Here is a 22,088-nt window from a genome sequence, read left to right on the forward strand (position 1 = left end):
CCGATGCACCAGCTGCACACCGCGCTCGCGCCCATGACGGCCGCCGCCACGGAGACGGTCGGCACGCCCTGGATCAACATCTCCATCTTCGGCGCGTTCGTCGTCGTCACGATGGTGGTCGTCCTCCGCGCCTCGAAGTCCACGTCCACGGCGGCCGACTACTACGCCGGCGGCCGCGGCTTCAGCGGCACCCAGAACGGCCTGGCCATCGCGGGCGACTACCTCTCGGCGGCGTCCTTCCTGGGCATCGTGGGCGCGATCGCCCTCCAGGGCTACGACGGTTTCCTCTACTCCATCGGCTTCCTCGTGGCCTGGCTCGTGGCCCTGCTGCTGATCGCCGAGCTGCTGCGCAACACCGGCAAGTTCACGATGGCGGACGTCCTGTCCTTCCGGCTGCGCCAGCGCCCCGTGCGCGTCGCGGCGTCGATCTCCACCCTCGCGGTGTCCGCGTTCTACCTGCTGGCCCAGATGGCGGGCGCCGGTGCGCTGGTGTCGCTGCTGCTGGGCATCAGCTCGCGCACCGGGCAGTCGCTCGTGATCGTGGTCGTGGGCGTGCTCATGATCGTCTACGTCCTCGTGGGCGGGATGAAGGGCACCACCTACGTGCAGATCATCAAGGCGGTGCTCCTGGTCTCCGGCGTGGCGGTCATGACCGTCTGGATCCTGGCGCTCTACGGCTTCAACTTCTCCTCGCTGCTCGGTGACGCGGTCGCCGTCTCCGGCAACCCGGCCATCCTCGAGCCGGGCCTGCGCTACGGCGCCTCCGAGACCAGCAAGCTGGACTTCATCTCCCTGGGCCTGGCCCTCGTCTTCGGCGCGGCGGGCCTGCCCCACGTGCTGATGCGCTTCTACACGGTGCCCACGGCCAAGGAGGCCCGCACCTCGGTGGTCTGGGCGATCGCCCTGATCGGCCTGTTCTACCTCTTCACCCTCATCCTGGGCTTCGGCGCGGCGGCCCTCATCGGCGCCGAGCGGATCCAGGCGGCTCCCGGCGGCGTGAACTCCGCGGCCCCGCTGCTGGCCTTCGAGCTCGGCGGGTCCCTGCTGATGGGCATCATCGCGGCGGTGGCCTTCGCCACGATCCTCGCGGTCGTCGCCGGCCTGGCCATCACCGCCTCGGCCTCGTTCGCCCACGACATCTACACCAGCGTGATCAAGAAGGGGAACTCCGATCCCCGCAAGGAGCTGAAGGTCGCGAAGACCACGGTGGTGGTCATCGGTCTCGTCTCCATCGCGGGCGGCATCGGCGCCCAGGGCCAGAACGTCGCGTTCCTCGTGGCGCTCGCCTTCGCGGTCGCGGCCTCGGCGAACCTGCCGACCATCCTGTACTCCCTGTACTGGCGGCGCTTCACCACCCGGGGCGCGGTCTGGTCCATGTACGGCGGCCTGATCCTCTCGGTGGGCCTCATCGTCTTCTCCCCGGTCATGTCCGGCACCGAGACGTCGATGATCCCGACGGCCGACTTCGCGTGGTTCCCGCTGCAGAACCCGGGCATCGTCTCGATCCCGGCCTCCTTCCTGCTCGGCTTCATCGGTTCCATGACGGAGCGCCGTCTCGAGGACCCGATCAAGCAGTCCGAGATGGAGGTGCGCTCCCTCACAGGCATCGGCGCCGAGAAGCCCGTCGCCCACTGACGGCTTTTCCGCTCCCACCTGGGAGGATCCACCGGCCCGCCCGAAGCCCCGGCTTCCGGCGGGCCGGTCCGCGTCCGGGGGAACGCGTCGATTGGCTAACGGGAACAGACAGGCGGCTGACCGTCGACTAGGGTGAAGCGCAGAAGCAACCTCAGGGTATTCCAGGGATACTCGCCGGTTGCGTACAATAAAAGTCCCTCCCGGGACGGATAAGGAGCCATCATGGGAATCATCAGCTGGATCATCCTCGGCCTCATCGCCGGCGCCCTCGCCAAGCTCATCATGCCGGGCAGCCAGGGTGGCGGCATCATCGTCACGATCGTCCTCGGCATCGTGGGGGCCCTCCTCGGAGGCTTCCTGGGCTCGCTGATCGGCATCGGGGACCTGGAGTCCGCGTTCGACATCGGCACCATCATCACCGCCGTCGTGGGAGCCCTCATCGTGCTCTTCATCTGGGGCGCGGTCACCGGCCGCAAGGGTCGCGCCACGCGCTGATCCCACCCCCGTCGGTCGCCGAGGCCCCGTCCACCGCTCCCGGTGGACGGGGCCTCGGCCCGTTCCGGGTCGTCCGCAGGGGCCCCTGCGGGCACCGCACCGAGGAGGGTCGCTGGGGGATACTGGGGCCATGACGCCCCCCGCCACCTCGCCCCGCACCCGCCCGACACCCGAGCTGCGCGCCCTGGCCGCCGCCGGCCCCCGCCGGATCAGCGTCCTCGGCTCGACGGGCTCGATCGGCACCCAGGCGCTCGACGTCGTGCGGGCCGCCCGCGAGCTCGAGGGCGCGGACCCGTTCACCGTGGTCGCCCTCGCCGCCGGACCACGGCACCTCGAGCTCCTCGCCGAGCAGGCCCTCGAGACCCGCGCCGCGCTCGTGGCGACCAGCGGCACCGCCCAGGACGCCGCCCGGCTGGCCGGCCTCATCGCGGACCGGGCCGCGTCCGCCGGGGCCGGGGGATACCGCCCGGACGTCGTGCACGGGCCCGACGCCGCGTCCGCGGCCGCCGCCCACCCCGACGCCGACCTCGTGCTCAACGGGATCACCGGCTCCATCGGGCTCGCCCCCACGCTGGCGGCGCTGCGGGCCGGGCACCGGCTCGCCCTGGCGAACAAGGAGTCCCTGATCGCCGGCGGCGCCCTGGTCAAGGCCGCCGCCGCGGCCACCGGGGACCCGGACGCCCTGATCCCCGTGGACTCCGAGCACTCCGCGCTGGCGCAGGCGCTGCGCGGCGGCACCGCCGCGGAGGTGGACCGGCTCGTGCTGACGGCCTCCGGCGGGCCCTTCCGCGGCCGGTCCCGGGCTGAGCTCGAGACGGTCACGCCCCGGGACGCGCTGCGCCACCCGACGTGGGACATGGGCCTGATGGTGACGACCAACTCGGCGACCATGGTGAACAAGGCCCTCGAGGTGCTCGAGGCCCACCTGCTCTTCGACGTCCCCCTCGAGCGCATCGACGTGGTGCTCCACCCCCAGTCGGTCGTGCACTCCATGGTCCAGTTCGTGGACGGCTCCACCCTCGCCCAGGCCTCGCCCCCGGACATGCGCCTGCCCATCGCCCTCGGTCTGGCCTGGCCGCACCGGGTGCCCGGGGCCGCCCTGCCGTGCGACTGGACGCGCGCCACGGAGTGGACCTTCGAGCCCCTCGACCCGGTGGCGTTCCCCGCCGTCGAGCTCCTCAAGGCGGCGGGGGAGCGGGGCGGGACCTTCCCCGCCGTATTCAACGCGGCCAACGAGGAGGCGGTGCACGCCTTCCACGACGGCCGGATCCGGTTCCCCGCCATCGTGGACACGGTCGAGGCGGTGCTGGGCGAGCACGACGACGACGGCCCGCTGGAGCTCGAGGCCGTGCTGGCGGCCGAGCGCTGGGCCCGCGGGCGGGCCCGCGAGGTCCTCGCCCGCTGACCGGGCCGGGCCCGGCCCCGCCGCACGTGCTAGTCTGTCGGGCGGATGACGAGTCCCAGCGTGCAGCCCTGGCTTGCTGGGCGGCAACCCTCTCCCGTAGTGGGGTGCCCCAGGTGAACCATCCGGCACCGGCCGACGACGGCCGGCGGCAAGTACGGTCCGACCGCGCACGCGCCCTCCGGCGCGCCCTCGACCGTGGCCGCCGGACCCGTTGGCCCCGGTGGAGACCTCCGACACCCCGGACCCACGGAAAGGCACCACATGCGATCGCAGCGCCTCCCCTTCCTCGCCCTGGCCACGACCCTCGGCCTCGCCCTCACCGCCTGCGGCGGCTCCGCCGGGGAGTCCTCCGGCGAGGGCGTGCTCGCCGACGACAAGGTCACCATCGGCGTGGTGGGCACCGACCCGACCCACGACGCCCTCCAGCGGGTGGCCGAGGAGCAGGGCATCACCGTCGAGTACGTCGACTTCTCCGACTACAACCAGCCCAACCCCGCCACCGAGTCCGGTGACGTGGAGATGACCTGGTTCCAGCACGTCCCGTTCCTCGCCGACTACAACAACGCGGCCGGCGGCTCCATCACCCCGATCGGCTCGACCTCGATCTACCCGCTGGGCCTGTACTCCAACCAGTACGACTCCGTGGAGCAGTTCCAGGAGGGCGACGAGATCGCGGTGCCCAACGACGCCGTGAACCTCTCCCGGGCCCTGCTCGTGCTCGAGGCCGCAGGTCTCGTGGAGCTGAGCAGCGACACCCTCATCCCCACCGAGCTCGACGTCGACACCGAGGCCTCCACGGTGCGGGTCACGCCGGTCTCCGCGGAGCAGACGGTGCTCTCGCTCGACTCGGTGGCCGGCTCGGTCATCAACAACGACTTCCTCTCGCGGGCCGACATCGACCCGCAGTCCGCGCTCGCCCAGGACGACCCCGAGTCCGAGGGCTCCCGCGCCTACGTCAACCTCTTCACCACCACGGAGGAGCTCGCCGACGACGAGACCCTCCGGCAGGTCGCGGACCTCTACCACGAGCAGGCCGTGCTCGACGCCGAGATGGAGGAGACCAAGGACACCGCCGTGCCGCTGCAGCTGGAGCCGGAGGAGCTCCAGGAGCTGACCGCGCGCTACCAGCAGGAGCTGAAGGACCAGGAGCAGTGAGCGCGGCGGTCCCCGCCGGGCCGCCCGCACCCGGGCGCCCGGACGAGGTGCTCGTCTCCTTCCGCAACGTCTCCAAGACCTTTCGCACCGGCTCGGGGCGGGCGGCGCGCGAGGTGCTCGCGGTCGACGACGTCACCCTCGACGTCCGCCGCGGAGAGATCTTCGGCGTGATCGGCTACTCCGGGGCGGGCAAGTCCACCCTCGTGCGCCTGATCAACGGGCTCGAGCCCGTGTCCTCGGGCTCCCTGACCGTGGAGGGCTTCGAGGTGGCCGGCCGGCGCGAGACCGAGCTGGCGCCCGTGCGGCAGGAGATCGGGATGATCTTCCAGCAGTTCAACCTCTTCACCTCCCGCACCGTCGCCGGCAACGTCGAGTACCCGCTCAAGCGGGCCGGCTGGCCGAAGGAGAAGCGCCGGGCGCGGGTGGCCGAGCTGCTCGAGTTCGTGGGCCTCGCCGCCCGCGCCGGCAACTACCCGGAGCAGCTCTCCGGCGGGCAGAAGCAGCGCGTGGGCATCGCCCGCGCGCTGGCGACCAGCCCGAAGCTGCTCCTGGCCGACGAGTCGACGAGCGCCCTCGACCCGGAGACCACCCAGGAGGTGCTGCAGGTGCTGCAGCGGGTCAACCGGGAGCTCGGGATCACGATCGTGATCATCACCCACGAGATGGACGTGGTCCGCGCGATCGCCGACCGGGTGGCCGTCATGCAGGACGGGAAGGTCGTGGAGCACGGCTCCACCGTGGACATCTTCGCCCGGCCCCGCACCGAGACCGCCCGCCGCTTCGTCTCCTCCGTCCTGCACTCGGTGCCCGACGCCCGCGAGGTCGAACGGCTGCGCCGCGCCCACCGGGGGCGCCTGGTGATCGTGGACGTCGGCGACGGCGTGGACATCGGCGGGGTGCTCTCGGACGGCGCCGCCCGCGGGGTCCGCTTCACCATCGCCTACGGCGGGATCAGCGTGCTCCAGGAGCAGTCGTTCGGGTCCCTGACCTTCGAGCTGACCGGTGCGGACGCGGCCGTGCAGGCCGTGGTCGACGAGATGTCCCGCATCACGACCCTGAGAGAGGTGGCCGCGTGAACGACTGGTCCGTCCTGGGACCCGAGCTGCTGTCCGCGCTCGGGGAGACCCTCTACATGGTGGCCGTCACGCTGCTGCTCGCCGGCCTGCTCGGTCTGCTCGTGGGCGTCGGCCTCTACGTCACCCGCCGGGGCAACATCCTGGAGAACCGGGCGGTGCACGAGGGCCTCAACCTCGTGGTGAACTTCGTCCGGCCGATCCCGTTCATCATCCTGCTGGCCGCGCTGGGACCGGTGACCCAGGGGGTCGTCGGGACCCGGCTGGGGCCCAACGCCGCGATCTTCGCGATGACCATCGGCGCCATGTTCGCGGTGGCGCGCATCGTCGAGCAGAACCTCATGAGCGTGGACCCCGGGGTCGTGGAGGCGGCCCGCTCCATGGGCGTCTCCCGCGGCCGGATCATCAGCACGGTGATCCTGCCCGAGGCGCTGGGCCCCCTGGTGCTCGGCTACACCTTCCTGGTCATCGGCATCACGGACATGTCGGCGATGGCCGGGGCCATCGGCGCCGGCGGCCTGGGCGACTTCGCCCTGCGCCTGGGCTACCAGCGGTTCAACGACGAGGTCACGTGGGCGGCGGTCGCCGTCATCGTGGTCCTGGTCCAGCTCGTGCAGGTGGTGGGCAACCGGCTGGCCCGCCGGATCCTGCGCCGCTGAGGCGCCCCGCCCCGCAGCCCTCCGACGGCCGGTGCGCCTCCCTCCCGGGAGGGCGCCGGCCGTCGTCGTGCCCTGTGGTGCGCCCGGTGCCCGACGTCCAGGATCGTGGTGCAGACTGGTCCTCGCCGTGCCGAGCGCACGGCCCCGACGTCCCCGGCGCACGCCGGGGTCCCTCGACGATCCCGGGAGGTCCGACGGATGGGTGTCGTGCTGTTCCTCGTGGGCGTGCTGCTGGCCGCCGCGGCCATCGCGGTCTCCATCGCCCTCCACGAGATCGGCCACCTCGTGCCGGCCAAGCTCTTCGGCGTGCGCGTCACGCAGTACATGGTCGGCTTCGGGCGCACCGTGCTCTCCCGCCGGCGCGGCGAGACGGAGTACGGGCTCAAGGCGGTCCCGCTGGGCGGCTACATCTCCATGGTGGGGATGTACCCGCCGGCGCGCGCGGGCTCGACGGCCCGCGCCTCGAGCACCGGCGTGTTCCAGCAGATGGCGGCCGAGGCCCGCGGCGGCGCCGCGGACCAGTTCCTCCCCGGGGACGAGGACCGCGTGTTCTACCGGCTGCCCGTGTGGAAGCGGATCGTGATCATGCTCGGCGGCCCGGTGATGAACCTCCTGCTCGGGACCCTGTGCCTGGCCGTCCTGCTCTCCGGCTTCGGGACGGCGACGCCCACCACGACGGTCGCTTGGGTGTCCGAGTGCGTGGTGGCCGCGGAGCGCCAGGCCGCCGGGCAGACCGAGTGCCGGCCGGAGGACCCCCAGGCCCCCGCGAACGCCGCCGGGCTGCGCCCCGGGGACGTCGTCACGGCCGTCGACGGCGCCCCGGTCGGCTCCTGGGACGAGCTCACCGCCCGGATCCGGGACCGGGCCGGCGAACGGATCCCGGTGGTGGTCGAGCGGGACGGCCGGACCGTGTCCGCGGCGCTGACCCCCATCCTCTCCTCGCGGCCCGTGCTGGACGACTCCGGCGCCGCCGTGACCGGCGAGGACGGCGCCCCCCGCTACGAGGAGGTCGGGTTCATCGGCATCAGCCCCACGAGCGAGCCCGTCCGGCAGCCGCTGACCGCGGTGCCCGGGGCGGTGCTGGACGGGCTGCAGCAGATCGCCGGGGTGGTCCTGCACCTGCCGCAGCGGATCTACGAGGTGGGGGAGGCGGCGTTCTCGGACGCGCCCCGGGACCCGGACGGGCCGATCTCCGTGGTGGGGGTCGGCCGGATCTCGGGGGAGATCGCCGCGCACGAGGAGATCGCGCTGCGGGACAAGGCCGCCTCCCTCGTGGGCCTGGTCGGCTCCGTCAACCTGGCCCTGTTCGTCTTCAACCTGCTGCCGCTGCTGCCGCTCGACGGCGGGCACGTCGCCGGGGCGCTGTGGGAGGCGCTGCGCCGGGGGAGCGCCCGGCTGCTCGGCCGCCGCGACCCCGGCCCGTTCGACCCCGCCCGGCTGCTGCCGGTGACCTACGCGGTGGCCGTGCTGATGATCGGGATGTCCGTGCTGCTGATCTACGCGGACATCGTCAAACCGGTCCGGCTGTTCTGAGCCCGGGACGGCCGGCGCGCCCCCGGGGGCCGGCGGGCGTTCGGCGTGGGAGGAATCGCACCCCCGGCACCGGGGGCCGCCCCGGAGCATGGGGCACAATGGGAACCGGCGACGGGCCCGGCCAGCGGGTCCCGGCGCCACCGCTCCAGCTCCTGCCCTCGATTCCTCGGAGGAACTCCTTGACCCCGGTCAGCCTCGGCATGCCCGCCGCGCCCCAGCCCGTCCTCTCCCCGCGCCGGAAGACCCGGCAGATCCGGGTCGGGTCCGTGGGCGTCGGCTCCGACTCGCCGGTGAGCGTGCAGTCCATGACGACCACCCCCACCACGGACATCAACGCCACCCTGCAGCAGATCGCCGAGCTCAACGCCACCGGGTGCGACATCGTCCGGGTGGCGTGCCCGTCCCAGGACGACGCCGACGCCCTGCCGATCATCGCCATGAAGTCCCCGATCCCAGTGATCGCCGACATCCACTTCCAGCCGAAGTACGTCTACGCGGCCATCGAGGCCGGGTGCGCGGCCGTGCGCGTCAACCCGGGCAACATCCGCAAGTTCGACGACCAGGTCGGCCAGATCGCCCGCGAGGCCAAGGCCGCCGGGGTGTCCATCCGGATCGGCGTGAACGCCGGCTCCCTCGACCAGCGGATCATGGACAGGTACGGCAAGGCCACGCCCGAGGCGCTCGTCGAGTCCGCCGTGTGGGAGGCGTCCCTGTTCGAGGAGCACGACTTCCACGACTTCAAGATCTCCGTCAAGCACAACGACCCCGTTACCATGGTCCGGGCCTACCAGCTGCTCGCCGAGCGCGGCGACTGGCCCCTGCACCTCGGCGTGACCGAGGCGGGCCCCGCCTTCCAGGGCACCATCAAGTCCGCCACGGCCTTCGGCGCCCTGCTGTCCCAGGGCATCGGGGACACCATCCGGGTCTCCCTCTCGGCGCCGCCGGTCGAGGAGGTCAAGGTCGGCAACCAGATCCTGCAGTCCCTGGGCCTGCGCCCGCGCAAGCTCGAGATCGTCTCCTGCCCCTCCTGCGGCCGCGCGCAGGTCGACGTCTACACGCTCGCGGACGAGGTGACGGCGGGCCTCGAGGGGCTCACCGTCCCCCTGCGGGTGGCCGTGATGGGCTGCGTCGTCAACGGCCCCGGCGAGGCCCGCGAGGCCGACCTCGGCGTGGCCTCCGGCAACGGCAAGGGCCAGATCTTCGTCAAGGGCGAGGTCGTGAAGACCGTCCCCGAGGACCTCATCGTGGAGACGCTGATCGAGGAGGCCAACCGCATCGCCGCCGAGATGGAGACGGACGAGAACGGGGAGACCACGGCGGGCAGCCCCGTCGTGAGCGTCAGCTGACGGGCCGGTGACGGGCGGGTGAGGACGCAGCGGAGGACGGCGCCGCGGCTGGTGCCGGCGGGGGAGGTCGATCCGGCCCAGCTGGACCGGCTGCTCGAGGCGGACCCCGTCGCCCACGCCTTCGTGGCCGCCCACGTCGAGTCGTACCGAGGGAGCAGGGGCTCGCGGATCCCGCCCGTGGTCGGCACCGCCGGGTCGGACGGTGAGCTGACCGGCGCGTGCTGGGTGGGCACGAACGTGGTGCCCGTGTCCCTGGACGGCCCGGGCCTGGACCTCGTCGGCGGGCACCTGCGGCGGGGCGGGTCCCGGCACGCCTCGCTGTTCGGGCCCGCCGAGCTGGTCCTCGGGCTGTGGTCCCGGGTGGAGCGCTCGTGGCCCCGGCCCTTCGACCTGCGCCCCGTCCAGCCCCTGCTGGCCATCGACCGGGACCCGGCGCCCGCCCCGCACCCCGGCGTGCGCGTGGCACGCCCCGAGGACCTGCCCGCCGTGCTCCCGGCGAGCGCCGCCATGTTCGAGGAGGAGGTCGGGTACTCCCCGTACACGGGCGGCGACCGCGGGTACCGGGACCGCGTCTCCGCGCTCGTCGAGGCGGGGCGCTGCCTCGTGCTGACCGACGACGGGGGCCGCGTGGTGTTCAAGGCCGACCTCGGCTCGGTGGCCCGCGGCGTGGCCCAGGTGCAGGGCGTGTGGGTGGACCCGGCGCACCGCGGCCGGGGGCTGGCGGCGCCCTGCATGGCGGCCGCCGTGCGCCTCGCCCGCCGGCGCACCCCGGTGGTCAGCCTCTACGTCAACGACTACAACGTCCGGGCCCTCGCCACCTACCGGCGGGTCGGCTTCGAGCGGGTCGGGACCTTCGCCACCGTCCTGCTCTGAGCGCCCGGGACCGCCGATCCCGGTGCGGCCGGGATCGGCGGGGGGTGTAGATTTGACCGGAATCAGCGGCGCCGTCGGCGCCGCCCACCCTCTCGACGCCCGGGCCCGGCCGCACCACGCCGCGCTCCCCGGGAGAAACGGAGCCCTCGTGGCGCTGCGACTCTCCTCCCTGTTCCTGCGAACCCTCCGCGAAGACCCGGTCGACGCCGAGGTGGACAGCCACAAGCTGCTCGTCCGCGCCGGCTACATCCGCCGGGCCGCCCCGGGCATCTACACCTGGCTGCCGATGGGTCTGCGGGTGCTCGGGAAGGTCGAGCAGGTGGTGCGCGAGGAGATGGGCGCGATCGGCGCCCAGGAGGTGCACTTCCCGGCGCTGCTGCCGCGCGAGCCCTACGAGGTCACGAACCGCTGGACGGAGTACGGGGAGAACCTGTTCCGCCTGAAGGACCGCAAGGACGCCGACTACCTGCTCGCGCCCACGCACGAGGAGATGTTCACGCTGCTCGTCAAGGACCTGTACTCCTCCTACAAGGACCTCCCCGTCACCCTCTACCAGATCCAGGCGAAGTACCGGGACGAGGCCCGCCCCCGCGCCGGTCTCCTGCGCGGGCGCGAGTTCGTCATGAAGGACTCCTACTCCTTCGACGTCGACGACGCCGGTCTCGACGAGTCCTACGCCAGGCACCGCGAGGCCTACGTCCGGATCTTCGAGCGCCTCGGCCTGCCCGTGGTCGCCGTCTCGGCCCAGTCCGGGGCCATGGGCGGCTCCCGCTCCGAGGAGTTCCTGCACCCCACGGTCATCGGCGAGGACACGTTCGTGCGCTCGCCCGGCGGCTACGCGGCCAACGTCGAGGCGGTGACCACCGTGGTGCCCGCGGAGACCGATCCCGCCGGGGCCCCCGAGGCACGGGTGCTCGAGACCCCGGACAGCCCCACGATCGACACGCTCGTGCAGCGCTCGAACGAGCTGCACCCGCGCGCCGAGGGGCCCTGGACCGCCGGCGACACCCTCAAGAACGTGGTGCTCGCCGTCGTCCTGCCCGACGGCGCCAGGCGGCTCGTGGCGGTCGGCCTGCCCGGCGACCGCGCCGTGGACCTCAAGCGCATCGAGGCCGGCATCGGCGCCGCCCTGGACGTCTCCGGGGAGGTGCTGGTCGAGCAGGCCGGCGACGAGGACCTGCGCGCCTGCCCGCTGCTGGTCAAGGGCTACATCGGGCCGGGGCTGTCCCCGGACCAGGCCGTGCTCGGCGAGAAGTCCTCGACCGGCATCCCCTTCTTCGTGGACCCGCGCGTGGTCCGCGGCACCCGGTGGGTGACCGGGGCGAACGTGGCCGGCCAGCACGTCTACGACCTCACGGCCGGGCGCGACTTCGCCTGGGACGGCGTCCTGGAGTGCGCCGAGGTGCGGGCCGGCGATCCCGCGCCGGACGGCTCCGGTCCGCTCGAGGCGGCCCGCGGCATCGAGATGGGGCACATCTTCCAGCTGGGCCGCAAGTACGCGGAGGCACTGGGGCTGAAGGTGCTCGACCGCAACGGCAAGCTCGTCACCGTGACCATGGGCTCCTACGGGATCGGGGTCACCCGGGCGGTGGCCGCCCTCGCCGAGGCCTACCACGACGACAAGGGGCTGCTCTGGCCGCGCCAGGTCGCCCCCGCGGACGTCCACGTGGTCGCCACCGGCAAGGGCCCCGAGGTGCTGGAGGAGGCCGAGAAGGTCGTGGCCGAGCTCGAGGCGGAGGGGCTCGAGGTCCTCTTCGACGACCGGCCCAAGGTCTCCCCGGGCGTGAAGTTCGGCGACGCCGAGCTGCTCGGCGTGCCCACCGTGCTGGTGGTCGGCCGCGGCCTCAAGGACGGCGTCCTCGAGCTCAAGGACCGCGCGAGCGGCAGCAGCGAGGACGTGCCCCGGGACGGCGTCGCCGCCGTGGTCGCCGCCGCCGTGCGCGGCTGATCCCGTGCAGGGGCTCGGCGCCTGGCTCGGGGCCTCGGGCCTGGAGCAGATGGACCCCGGCGTCGTCGCCCTGCTGGTGGCGGCCGGGCTCGCCGCGGGCTTCGTCGACGCCGTGGTCGGCGGCGGCGGCCTGCTGCAGCTGCCCGTGGTGCTGATGGTCCCGGGGATCAGCCCCGTCCAGGCCCTGGCCACCAACAAGATGGGCTCCGTGTTCGGCACCGCGACGAGCGCGCTGACCTTCTACCGGCGCACGTCCCCCGACCTGCGCACCGCCCTGCCCATGGCCGGCGTCGCGCTTCTCGGCAGCTTCGGCGGGGCGGCGCTGGCCGCGTCCCTGCCCGAGGCGGTGTTCCGCCCGATCATCCTCGCCGCGCTGGTGGCCGTGCTCCTGTTCACCGTGGCCCGGCCCACCGTGGGGCAGCTGACCGAGCTGCGCCACAGCGGCGCGCGGCACTACGGCACCGCGATGGTGATCGGCACCGTCATCGGCTTCTACGACGGCGTGATGGGCCCGGGCACCGGCTCGTTCCTGGTCATCGCCATGATCACGCTGCTGGGCTACAGCTTCCTGGCCGCCAGCGCCAAGGCGAAGATCGTCAACCTCGCGACCAACGTGGGCGCGCTCGTGTTCTTCTTCGGCCACGGGTCGGTGCTGTGGGGCCTGGGGCTCGTCCTGGGGCTGTCCAACATGCTGGGCGGCTACCTCGGGGCGCGCACCGCGGTGGCCCGCGGAAGCCGCTTCATCCGGGTCGTGTTCCTCACCGTGGTCTCGCTGCTCATCCTCAAGCTGGGTGTCGACGTGCTGCGGGGAGCCTGAGCAACCCCGCCGGAGCGTGGGTCACCGCGGCGGGTCGTCCCGGACCACGCCGGGCAGGGCGTCGACCTCCCCCGTGAGCCCGGCGCGCAGCCCGGTCGCGCGCTCGAGCGCCACGAGCGCCCAGCACCGGTCGCCGGCGTCCCCGCGGGCCAGCACGTGCGCGGCGGCCTCCTGCACGTCCCGCGCCGCCGTGTCCGCGACCCGGCCGGGGTGCTCCCGCACGTCCTCGGACAGGACGTAGGCGCCCGCCGGCAGCCCGGGCTCCGCCGCGAGGACCCGCCGGGCGGACGGGGACCCCAGGAGCTCCTCGACGTCCGCCCGCGCCCGGTGCGCCAGCTCGGCGGGGACGGCACCGGCCGGGGCGGCACCGTCAGGGGCGGCGGCGTCCGGGGCCGTCCCGGTGCGGGCGGCCAGCGCCTCGAAGGCGTAGCCGGCGCGGTCCAGCGCCGACCACAGGACGGCCCTGGGAGCGGTCGTCCCGCCGGGGGCCGGGTCCCCGGCGGCGTCGCACAGGTCGGCGCCGGCCGGCCCCGGGACTTGCGGGGCCGGGACCTGCGGGGCCGCGAGCTGCCGGGCCGCCGTGGCCCGCGAGACCGCCGCCGCGGCGAGCACCCGCGCCAGGGCGGGGTCCTCGGCGGCCAGGGCGTCCCCGGCGAGGGCCGTCGCCGTCGTCCGCAGCGCGGACGACGCCGTGGCGCCCGGTTCCGCGGCGTCCCCGGCGTCTCCGGGGCTGACGCCGCCGGTGCCGCCGGCGGAGGAGAGGCGCCCGGCCCGGGCGGCGGCGCTCGTGCGGCCGTCGGGCGCGGGACCGAGGGCCTCGAGCTGCCGGGCCAGGTCGGCGCGCACGTCCGCCCACGCGGCGGCGGGCGCCGGGGCGGGCGCCGCGAGCAGCGCCTCGGTGCCCCGCCACGCCTCGGCGCGCGCGACCTCGTCCGGGGGCACCGGCCGGGCGGAGTCCAGCCACCACGCCCCGGCGGCGCCGGTGGCGAGCAGGACCCCCAGCACCAGCGGGAGCACCCGGGGGGCGGGCGTGCGGGGATCGGTCACCGGGGGCTCCTGGGGGACGCGGCGGGGGACGGCGGAGGGCCGCGTTCATCATAGGATCTCCAAGACCGACCCCGACGTCCCGACAGCACGAGGAGACCCCGTGAGCGAGCAGAGCACCCCCGGACCCGACGACCAGCGGCTGGCCGAGCTGATCGGCCCCGCGGTGGAGGAGTCGGGGCTCGTCCTGGAGCACGTCGCCCTGAAGCCTGCCGGCACCGGGCTCGTGCTGCAGGTGCTCGTGGACCTGCCGGAGGACAGCACCGACAGCGTGGACATCGACCGGATCGCCGCGGTCTCCCGGGCCGTGTCCGAACTCCTCGACCGCACGGACCCCGTGCCGGGCCCGGCCTACGAGCTGGAGGTGTCCTCCCCGGGGGCCACGAGGGAGCTCGCGGCCCCGCGGCACTGGCGCCGCTCGATCGGCCGGCTGGTGCGGGTCACCCCGGTGGAGGGCGAGAAGTTCACGGCCCGCCTGCTGGAGGTCGGCCAGGACGGCGTGGTCCTGCAGCGCAGCCACCAGGTGAAGAAGGGGATGCCGGCCCGGCTGCTCGACCCGGAGCGCTGGGCCTTCGAGGCCGTGCGCCGGGCCAGGGTGGAGGTCGAGTTCACGGACTGACGGACCCGGCCCCGCCCGGCACGAGTGTAAGATGTGCCGTTGACGCCGCGGCGCCCACCGGCGCCGCGGTCCGCAGTGCGACGACAACCGAGTGCGACGACGAGTGCGCGAGCACGACCCGTGGCGGCGCCCCGTCATCCCCGACGGTGCGCTGCGCCGTCCCCGGGGCCGTCAGGTGAGGAAGGCCGGACATGGACATCGATATGAGCACCCTCCGACTGCTGGAGCGTGAGCGCGACATCCCCGTGGACCTGCTCATCCCCACCATCGAGCAGGCCCTCCTGCTGGCGTACCACAAGACCGCCGGCGCGCTGCCGGGAGCGCGCGCCGAGATCGAGCGCCGGACCGGCCACGTCACCATCTGGGCCCCCGAGCTGGACGAGGACGGCGAGGCGGTCGGGGAGTTCGACGACACCCCGGCCGGCTTCGGGCGGATCGCCGCCTCCACGGCCCGCCAGGTCATCCTCCAGCGGCTGCGCGACGTCGAGGACGACGCCGTCCTGGGCCACTTCAAGGGCCGGGAGGGAGAGATCGTCTCCGGGCAGATCCAGCAGGGGCACAACCCCCACATGGTTCAGGTCGACCTCGGCACCGTGGAGGGCGTGCTGCCCCCGCACGAGCAGGCCCCCGGCGAGAAGTACCCGCACGGCGCGCGCATCCGCGCCTTCGTCGTGGAGGTCAAGCGCGGCATGAAGGGCCCGTCCATCACGCTGTCCCGGTCCCACCCGGACCTGGTGCGCCGCCTGTTCGAGATGGAGGTGCCGGAGATCGCCGACGGCTCCGTGGAGATCATGGCGATCGCCCGCGAGGCCGGCCACCGCACCAAGATCGCCGTGCGCGCCACCCAGTCCGGGATCAACGCCAAGGGCGCCTGCATCGGGGAGATGGGCTCCCGCGTGCGCGCCGTGATGAACGAGCTGCACGACGAGAAGATCGACATCGTCGACTGGTCGGACGACCCCGCCCGCTGCATCGCCAACGCCCTGTCCCCGGCCAAGGTGACCCGGGTGAGCGTGCTCGACGAGCGGGCCCGCTCGTCCCGCGCCGTGGTCCCCGACACCCAGCTGTCCCTGGCCATCGGCAAGGAGGGCCAGAACGCCCGTCTGGCCGCCAAGCTCACGGGCTGGAAGATCGACATCGTGCCCGAGTCGAAGGCCGCCGAGCGCCGCTGAGTCCCGCCGCGTCGGGACCGGCGCCCCCGCCCCGGGGCGGTCCCGGGATCCCGCGCGCCCCCGGTTTCGGCCCAGGGCGGTCCCCGGGATAGACTGGACAGCGGTCAGATCGTTGGTGGTCCCTGTCCGGCGCCCGCTCCCGGCCCGCACGGGACGTCCCCGACGTCCCGGCGCGAGACGAGGAGTACCGAGCGAGTGAGTGCAGACTCCCGTCGCACGTGCATCGGATGCCGGACCACCGAACACCCTGACCAGCTCGTACGTGTGGTGACCGAACCGACCGACAGCGGCCTCCGGGCCGTGGTCGACCGGGACGGCCGCCTCGGCGGTCGCGGAGCCTGGCTCCACCCCTCCCACGAGTGCCTGGACTCGGCCCTGCGCCGGCGCGCCTTCCGGCGCGCGTTCCGGGCGGTCGTGGACACGGAGGCGGTCGCCCCCGCACTGGACGCCCTGCTGTCCACGGGGGCAGCCCCGGCGACCGGACGCACGAGTGCCGACCACAGCCGTCCCCGGACGGCAGCCCGCGCGGTCCGACCGGACCGGTGACCACGTCCGTACGCGGGTGAAGAACTGGAAAGCGAGTCAGAGAACCGATGGAAAACCGATGAGTGCCCAGCGATGAGTGCTTCGTTGTGCTCTGCCAACGGCCTCCCGCGACCCCGCGCCGTCCTCGACGGCCGATGCTCCGGGAGCCTCAACGGAAAATAAGTGGTTCGTGCCTGTTTCGGTGCGGACCGAGACAGGAGAGAAGTGGCCAAGCCCCGCGTTCACGAGCTCGCGAAAGAGCTCGGAATAACGTCCAAGGAAGCGATTTCCACGCTTCAGACCCTGGGTGAGTTCGTCCGAGGCGCGTCCTCGACCGTCGAGCCGCCCGTCGCCAAGAAGCTGCGCTCCGCCCTCGCCGGCCGGGCGGAGAAGGCCGCCCCGGCGGCCCCGGCGCCCGCCGGCAAGCCCGCGTCCAAGCCCGGCGCCTCGGCCCGGCCCGGCACCTCCGCGCCCGCCCCGGGCCCGGCGGCCGCCAAGCCCGCCGAGAAGGCGCCGGAGCGCACGCCCGAGAAGGCGGCCGAGCAGCGGCCGGCCGAGAAGGCGCCCGAGCAGCGCTCCGCCGAGCCGTCCTCGACCCCGGAGCGGTCCGCGCCGCAGCGCCCGGCGGCCCCGGGCGCCAGGACCCCCGCCCCGGGCCCGCGCCCGGGCAACAACCCGTTCGCCAGCCAGCAGGGCATGGGCCGCAGCGGAGCGCCCCGTCCGGGCTCCGCCGCGCCGCGCCCCGGTGGCACCGCGCCCCGTCCGGGCTCGGCCGCGCCGCGCCCCGGTGCTCCCCGCCCGGCGGGTCCGCGTCCGGGCAACAACCCGTTCGCCGCCCAGCAGGGCATGCGCTCGGGCCGTCCCGAGCGCCAGGGCGGACCGCGTCCCCAGGGCCAGGGCCAGGGCGGTCCCCGCCCGCAGGGCCAGGGCCAGGGTCAGGGCGGTCCCCGTCCGCAGGGCCAGGGCGGCCCGCGTCCCCAGGGCGGTCCCCGCCCCGGCGGCGCACGCCCCAGCCCGAACATGATGCCCGGGCACACCACGGGCGTGGCCCCGATCGGCTCCCGGCCGGCCGGCGGCGGCGCAGGTCCCCGCCGCGGCGGTCCCGGCGGCGGCGGGGGCGGGTTCTCCCGTCCCGGCGGCGGCCCCGGCCGCGGCGGCCGCGGCGGCACCCAGGGCGCCTTCGGGCGCGGCGGTGCCCGCGGCAAGCAGCGCAAGTCGAAGCGGGCGAAGCGCCAGGAGCTCGAGCAGATGAAGGCCCCGTCCGTCGGCGGCGTCTCCGTGCCCCACGGCGACGGCACCACGGTCGTCCGCCTGCGGCGCGGCGCGTCCCTCACGGACTTCGCCGAGAAGATCAACGCGAACCCGGCCTCCCTCGTCACGGTGCTCATCCACCTCGGCGAGATGGCCACGCAGACGCAGTCCCTCGACGAGGAGACCTTCCAGCTGCTGGGCGCGGAGCTCGGGTACCGGATCCAGGTCGTCTCCCCGGAGGACGAGGAGCGCGAGCTCTTCGAGTCCTTCGACATCGACCTGGAGGCCGAGGCCGCGGCCGAGGGCGAGGACGTCCTGGAGGCGCGCCCGCCGGTCGTCACCGTCATGGGCCACGTCGACCACGGCAAGACCCGCCTGCTCGACGCGATCCGCAACACGAAGGTGATCGAGGGGGAGGCCGGTGGGATCACCCAGCACATCGGCGCCTACCAGATCGACACCGAGGTCGACGGCCAGGAGCGGCAGATCACGTTCATCGACACCCCGGGCCACGAGGCGTTCACCGCCATGCGTGCCCGTGGTGCCCAGGTGACGGACATCGCCGTGCTCGTGGTCGCCGCGGACGACGGCGTCATGCCGCAGACGGTCGAGGCGCTCAACCACGCCCAGGCCGCCGGCGTGCCGATCGTGGTCGCGGTGAACAAGATCGACAAGCCCGACGCGAACCCGGAGAAGATCCGCGGCCAGCTCACCGAGTACGGCCTGGTCCCCGAGGAGTACGGCGGCGACACCATGTTCGTCGACGTCTCCGCGCGCCAGAACCTCAACATCGACGACCTGCTGGACGCGATCGTGCTGACCGCGGACGGCGCGCTCGAGCTCTCGGCGAACCCGAACAAGGACGCCCGCGGCGTGGCCATCGAGGCGAACCTGGACAAGGGCCGCGGTGCGGTCTCGACCGTGCTCGTCCAGTCCGGCACGCTGCACGTCGGCGACGCGATCGTCGCCGGTGCCGCGTACGGCCGGGTGCGCGCCATGTTCGACGAGAACGGGCAGTCCGTCGAGGAGGCGGGTCCCTCGCGTCCCGTGCAGGTGCTGGGCCTCGACTCGGTGCCCCGGGCGGGCGACACGTTCCTCTCCACCCCGGAGGAGCGCACCGCACGCCAGATCGCCGAGAAGCGCCAGGCGGCGGACCGCAACGCCCTGCTCGCCAAGCGCCGCAAGCGGATCACGCTCGAGTCCTTCGACGAGGCCGTGGCCGCCGGCAAGATCGACACGCTCAACCTCATCATCAAGGGCGACGTGTCCGGTGCCGTGGAGGCGCTCGAGGACTCGCTGCTCAAGATCGACGTGGGCGAGGAGGTCCAGCTGCGGGTCATCCACCGCGGCGTCGGCGCGATCACCCAGAACGACGTCAACCTGGCGACCGTGGACAACGCGATCATCATCGGCTTCAACGTCCGTCCCGCCGAGCGCGTGACGGAGCTGGCCGACCGCGAGGGCGTCGAGATGAAGTTCTACTCGGTGATCTACAACGCCATCGACGAGGTCGAGAGCGCGCTCAAGGGCATGCTCAAGCCGGAGTACGAGGAGGTGGAGCTCGGCACCGCCGAGATCCGCGAGGTGTACCGCTCCTCCAAGTGGGGCAACATCGCCGGTGCCTACATCACCAAGGGCACCATCCGCCGCAACTCCAAGGCCCGGCTCGTCCGGGACGGCAGCGTCGTGGCGGACAACCTCACCATCGACTCGCTGCGCCGGTTCAAGGACGACGCGACCGAGGTCCGCGAGGGCTACGAGTGCGGTATCGGGCTCGGCTCCTTCAACGACATCCACGAGGGCGACCTCATCGAGACGTGGGAGATGCGCGAGAAGCCGCGCGCCTGACCCGTCCCGAGTCCCGCGCCCCGCGCGCGGGACACCCGCGGCGGCACGGGCGGGCCCAGCGCCCGCCCGTGCCGCCGCCCCCGTTCCAGCACCGTTCCCCGCCTCGTCGCCAGCACCGCGCCGAGCACCGCACCGCCCCGACCCGAGGAGCATCCACCATGGCTGACGCAGCACGCGCCGCCCGACTCGCCGACCGGATCAAGGTCGTCGTGGCCCAGGCGCTCGAGCGCCGGGTCAAGGACCCCCGGCTGGGCTTCGTGACCATCACGGACGCCCGCGTCACCAACGACCTCCAGCACGCCACCCTGTACTACACGGTGTTCGGCACCGCGGAGGAGCAGCAGAACACCCGGGCGGCCCTCGAGTCCGCCAAGGGCGTCCTGCGCAGCGAGGTGGGACGGAACATCACGGCCCGCCTGACGCCCACCCTGACCTTCGTCCCGGACGAGATCCCGGTCAACGCCTCCCACCTCGAGGAGGTGCTGCGCGCGGCCAAGGAGAAGGACGCCGAGGTCGCCGCCCAGGCCGCCGGGGCCAGCTGGGCCGCCGGCGAGGACCCCTACCGGAAGCCGGCCGAGGAGGACGACGAGTCCTCCCGGGACCGCTGAGCAGGCGGGGGCACCGGGGAAGTGACCCGCACGAAGCCTGACGTCCCGAGCCCGGACCCGTCCTTGCCGACGCCGTCCGGGCTCGTGGTCGTGGACAAGCCCGCCGGCTGGACCAGCCACGACATCGTCGCCCGCGCCCGCCGCCTCGCGGGCACCCGCAAGGTGGGCCACGCCGGCACCCTGGACCCCATGGCCACGGGCGTGCTGGTGCTCGGGGTCGACCGGGCCACCCGCCTCCTGACCTGGGTGGTGGGCCGGGACAAGACGTACGCCGCGACGATCCGGCTCGGCCTGACCACCGTGACCGACGACGCCGAGGGGGAGGTCGTCGACGTCGCCGCCCCCGGGGCCGTGGCCGCGGTGGACGAGGACGCGGTGGCGGCCGGCGTCGCCCGGCTCACTGGGGACCTCCAGCAGGTCCCCGCGAAGGTCAGCGCCATCAAGGTCGAGGGCCGCCGCGCCTACGCCCAGGTCCGCGCCGGGCAGGACGTGGAGCTCGCCGCGCGCCCCATCACCGTCTCCGAGTTCGCCGTGCACCGGCTCGTGCGCACCGCCGACGACGCCGGGCGGGAGGTCCTCGACGTCGACGTCACCGTGACCTGCAGCTCGGGCACCTACGTCCGGGCCCTGGCCCGGGACCTCGGCGCCGACCTCGGGGTGGGCGGCCACCTGACCGCGCTGCGCCGCACCCGGGTGGGCGCGTGGACCCTCGAGGACGCGTCCACCCTGGAGGAGCTCGCCGCGGAGGTGGCCGCCGGCCGCCCGCTGCCCGTGACGAGCCTGGAGGAGGCCGCCGTCGGTCTGTTCCCCGTCCGCCGGCTGACCGCGGCCGAGGCCCAGGACATCGCCCACGGCCGCCGGATCGGTCCCAGCGCCGCCGACAGCGGCCCGGGCCACGGCGGGGACCACGGCGGGACCCCGCCGGACCAGGACGCCGTGACCGCCGGCTTCGCCCCCGACGGGCGTCTCGTGGCCCTGCTGTCCGACCGCGGCCACCGCGGCGAGCGCACCGCCAAGCCCGTGCTCGTCTTCCTGCCCGGGGAGCGGTTCCCCGGGCCGCCCGGAACCTCGCGGGAGGAGCGCTGATGCTGTGGGGCTACGACGGCTGGTTCTGGGCCGCGGTCCTGCTGGGCGCCCTCTCCTTCCTGGTGTGCGCCGTGCAGGCCGCACGCGGGCGGCGGCCCGACGACTGGACCCAGGGCTCCGTGCTGCTGCTCGAGGCGTTCCTGCTCGTCTACGCCGTGGGCACGGTCGTCATGCACGTGCGGGGGCCCGGGCCCACCGGATCGGCCCTCGAGTACTGGGGCTACCTGCTGACCGCCCTGCTCATCCCGGCCGGAACCTTCGTGTGGTCCCTCGTGGAGCGCTCGAGCTGGTCCAACTGGGTGCTCGCAGCCGCGGGGCCGGTGGTCGCCATCATGGTCTATCGCATGAACTACATCTGGTACTACCAGTGAGCCCCGGACCCCGGACCGGCTCCCGGCCCGCCACGACCCCGCAGGAGAGGCCCCGATGACGCACGACCGCCCGCAGGACGGCCCCACCCGGCTGCAGCGGCGCTTCGGGCCCCGCGCCGCCCCGGCGCGCGGCGACCGCAAGTCCTCGGGCTTCGGCCGGCTGGTCGTCGTGGTCTACGCGGTCTTCTCCCTCTCCGCCGGTGTCCGCTCGCTCTACCAGATCGCGACGGACTTCCAGGCCGCGCCGCTGCCGTACCTGCTCTCCGCGTTCGCCGCGGCCGTCTACGTGGTGGCCACCGTGGCCCTCGCCCGGCCCGGCCCCCGCTGGCACCGGCTCGCCACGGCCGCCGTGGCCGTGGAGCTGCTGGGGGTGCTCGGCGTGGGCCTGCTCTCGGTGCTCGTCCCGGAACTGTTCCCCGAGGCGAGCGTGTGGTCCCACTTCGGGCAGGACTACGGCTACGTCCCGCTCGTGCTGCCGGTGGTCGGCCTCGCCTGGCTCCGCCGGTCCCGGCCCCGGGGCGGGCGGGCACCCGCCTGAGCGCCCGTCCGTCCCGCGCGGCGCACCGGCACGCACCGGGTAGGCTCGGTCGCGGGCCGGAGCGCCCCGTGCCGCACGCCTCCCGAA

General features: G+C 74.0%; 20 protein-coding genes and 1 riboswitch. Of the genes, 19 read left to right on the plus strand and 1 reads right to left on the minus strand.

All coding sequences use genetic code 11. The annotated features are described in order from the left end of the window. Positions 1-3 precede the first annotated feature (3 nt). The 11 genes from RF644_RS15085 (at position 4) to RF644_RS15135 (ending at position 12,939) form a co-directional block, all read left to right on the plus strand. A complete protein-coding gene (locus tag RF644_RS15085; RefSeq protein WP_368797103.1) occupies positions 4-1,635 on the plus strand; it encodes a cation acetate symporter in 1,632 nt (543 codons plus the stop codon). Between the two features lie 222 nt (positions 1,636-1,857). Next, positions 1,858-2,130, plus strand: coding sequence for a GlsB/YeaQ/YmgE family stress response membrane protein (locus tag RF644_RS15090; protein WP_368797104.1), 273 nt, complete (start codon positions 1,858-1,860; stop codon positions 2,128-2,130). 130 nt (positions 2,131-2,260) lie between these two features. Then, positions 2,261-3,535, plus strand: coding sequence for a 1-deoxy-D-xylulose-5-phosphate reductoisomerase (gene dxr, locus RF644_RS15095; RefSeq protein ID WP_368797105.1), 1,275 nt, complete (start codon positions 2,261-2,263; stop codon positions 3,533-3,535). Positions 3,536-3,579: 44 nt separating this feature from the next. Next, positions 3,580-3,696: riboswitch (SAM riboswitch) on the plus strand. Positions 3,697-3,796: 100 nt separating this feature from the next. Then, positions 3,797-4,690 (plus strand): MetQ/NlpA family ABC transporter substrate-binding protein, encoded by an 894-nt coding sequence (locus tag RF644_RS15100; protein WP_035929727.1) that lies wholly within the window; start codon positions 3,797-3,799, stop codon positions 4,688-4,690. Continuing rightward, positions 4,687-5,766, plus strand: coding sequence for a methionine ABC transporter ATP-binding protein (locus RF644_RS15105; protein ID WP_017834140.1), 1,080 nt, complete (start codon positions 4,687-4,689; stop codon positions 5,764-5,766). Before RF644_RS15100 ends, RF644_RS15105 begins: the two co-directional genes overlap by 4 nt. Beyond that, positions 5,763-6,422 carry a methionine ABC transporter permease gene (locus RF644_RS15110; protein WP_368797106.1) on the plus strand — a complete coding sequence of 220 codons (660 nt, stop codon included), beginning with the start codon at positions 5,763-5,765 and terminating at the stop codon, positions 6,420-6,422. Before RF644_RS15105 ends, RF644_RS15110 begins: the two co-directional genes overlap by 4 nt. 198 nt (positions 6,423-6,620) lie before the next feature. Then, positions 6,621-7,955 (plus strand): RIP metalloprotease, encoded by a 1,335-nt coding sequence (locus RF644_RS15115; protein WP_368797107.1) that lies wholly within the window; start codon positions 6,621-6,623, stop codon positions 7,953-7,955. A 179-nt stretch (positions 7,956-8,134) separates the two neighbouring features. Further along, positions 8,135-9,301: a flavodoxin-dependent (E)-4-hydroxy-3-methylbut-2-enyl-diphosphate synthase gene (gene ispG / locus RF644_RS15120; RefSeq protein ID WP_017832938.1), complete on the plus strand. Its 1,167-nt coding sequence runs from the start codon at positions 8,135-8,137 to the stop codon at positions 9,299-9,301. Positions 9,302-9,319: 18 nt separating this feature from the next. After that, on the plus strand, positions 9,320-10,174 hold the full coding sequence (locus RF644_RS15125) for a GNAT family N-acetyltransferase (RefSeq protein WP_368797108.1): 855 nt from the start codon (positions 9,320-9,322) through the stop codon (positions 10,172-10,174). A 148-nt stretch (positions 10,175-10,322) separates the two neighbouring features. Further along, positions 10,323-12,122: a proline--tRNA ligase gene (locus RF644_RS15130; RefSeq protein WP_368797109.1), complete on the plus strand. Its 1,800-nt coding sequence runs from the start codon at positions 10,323-10,325 to the stop codon at positions 12,120-12,122. Between the two features lie 49 nt (positions 12,123-12,171). Continuing rightward, entirely contained in the window at positions 12,172-12,939 is a 768-nt protein-coding gene (locus RF644_RS15135; RefSeq protein ID WP_031282729.1) for a TSUP family transporter, read from the plus strand. A gap of 21 nt (positions 12,940-12,960) precedes the next feature. On the opposite strand, the gene RF644_RS15140 is transcribed toward RF644_RS15135, so the two are convergent. Then, positions 12,961-13,986, minus strand: coding sequence for a hypothetical protein (locus tag RF644_RS15140; RefSeq protein ID WP_368797110.1), 1,026 nt, complete (start codon positions 13,984-13,986; stop codon positions 12,961-12,963). A 100-nt stretch (positions 13,987-14,086) separates the two neighbouring features. On the opposite strand from RF644_RS15140, the gene rimP reads away from it, so the two are divergent. The 8 genes from rimP to RF644_RS15180 all read left to right on the plus strand — a co-directional run bounded on the left by rimP (position 14,087) and on the right by RF644_RS15180 (position 22,001). Beyond that, positions 14,087-14,602 (plus strand): ribosome maturation factor RimP, encoded by a 516-nt coding sequence (gene rimP / locus RF644_RS15145; protein ID WP_368797111.1) that lies wholly within the window; start codon positions 14,087-14,089, stop codon positions 14,600-14,602. A 191-nt stretch (positions 14,603-14,793) separates the two neighbouring features. Next, positions 14,794-15,774: a transcription termination factor NusA gene (gene nusA, locus RF644_RS15150; RefSeq protein ID WP_109222389.1), complete on the plus strand. Its 981-nt coding sequence runs from the start codon at positions 14,794-14,796 to the stop codon at positions 15,772-15,774. Positions 15,775-15,969: 195 nt separating this feature from the next. Further along, entirely contained in the window at positions 15,970-16,320 is a 351-nt protein-coding gene (locus RF644_RS15155; protein WP_081615740.1) for a YlxR family protein, read from the plus strand. 204 nt (positions 16,321-16,524) lie between these two features. Further along, the gene (gene infB / locus RF644_RS15160; RefSeq protein WP_368797112.1) at positions 16,525-19,398 is read left to right on the plus strand and encodes a translation initiation factor IF-2; all 2,874 of its coding nucleotides are present in this window, start codon (positions 16,525-16,527) and stop codon (positions 19,396-19,398) included. Positions 19,399-19,556: 158 nt separating this feature from the next. Next, complete coding sequence (gene rbfA, locus RF644_RS15165) at positions 19,557-20,006, plus strand: 30S ribosome-binding factor RbfA (protein WP_017832930.1); 450 nt, start codon at positions 19,557-19,559, stop codon at positions 20,004-20,006. A 63-nt stretch (positions 20,007-20,069) separates the two neighbouring features. Then, complete coding sequence (gene truB, locus RF644_RS15170) at positions 20,070-21,092, plus strand: tRNA pseudouridine(55) synthase TruB (RefSeq protein WP_368797113.1); 1,023 nt, start codon at positions 20,070-20,072, stop codon at positions 21,090-21,092. Then, the gene (locus RF644_RS15175) at positions 21,092-21,463 is read left to right on the plus strand and encodes a hypothetical protein (protein WP_017832928.1); all 372 of its coding nucleotides are present in this window, start codon (positions 21,092-21,094) and stop codon (positions 21,461-21,463) included. Before truB ends, RF644_RS15175 begins: the two co-directional genes overlap by 1 nt. A gap of 55 nt (positions 21,464-21,518) precedes the next feature. Then, positions 21,519-22,001 (plus strand): hypothetical protein, encoded by a 483-nt coding sequence (locus RF644_RS15180; protein ID WP_081994572.1) that lies wholly within the window; start codon positions 21,519-21,521, stop codon positions 21,999-22,001. Positions 22,002-22,088: the final 87 nt, after the last annotated feature.

The sequence above is a fragment of the Kocuria sp. CPCC 205258 genome, assembly GCF_040981005.1.
Taxonomy (GTDB): domain Bacteria; phylum Actinomycetota; class Actinomycetes; order Actinomycetales; family Micrococcaceae; genus Kocuria; species Kocuria rosea.

What these genes read in the sequence shown, in the direction of transcription:
- RF644_RS15085 (WP_368797103.1), top strand. Translation starts at nt 4, where the DNA reads ATGCACCAGCTGCACACCGCGCTCGCGCCCATGACGGCCGCCGCCACG.
- RF644_RS15090 (WP_368797104.1), top strand. Translation starts at nt 1,858, where the DNA reads ATGGGAATCATCAGCTGGATCATCCTCGGCCTCATCGCCGGCGCCCTC.
- dxr (WP_368797105.1), top strand. Translation starts at nt 2,261, where the DNA reads ATGACGCCCCCCGCCACCTCGCCCCGCACCCGCCCGACACCCGAGCTG.
- RF644_RS15100 (WP_035929727.1), top strand. Translation starts at nt 3,797, where the DNA reads ATGCGATCGCAGCGCCTCCCCTTCCTCGCCCTGGCCACGACCCTCGGC.
- RF644_RS15115 (WP_368797107.1), top strand. Translation starts at nt 6,621, where the DNA reads ATGGGTGTCGTGCTGTTCCTCGTGGGCGTGCTGCTGGCCGCCGCGGCC.
- RF644_RS15135 (WP_031282729.1), top strand. Translation starts at nt 12,172, where the DNA reads ATGGACCCCGGCGTCGTCGCCCTGCTGGTGGCGGCCGGGCTCGCCGCG.
- nusA (WP_109222389.1), top strand. Translation starts at nt 14,794, where the DNA reads ATGGACATCGATATGAGCACCCTCCGACTGCTGGAGCGTGAGCGCGAC.
- rbfA (WP_017832930.1), top strand. Translation starts at nt 19,557, where the DNA reads ATGGCTGACGCAGCACGCGCCGCCCGACTCGCCGACCGGATCAAGGTC.
- RF644_RS15175 (WP_017832928.1), top strand. Translation starts at nt 21,092, where the DNA reads ATGCTGTGGGGCTACGACGGCTGGTTCTGGGCCGCGGTCCTGCTGGGC.
- RF644_RS15180 (WP_081994572.1), top strand. Translation starts at nt 21,519, where the DNA reads ATGACGCACGACCGCCCGCAGGACGGCCCCACCCGGCTGCAGCGGCGC.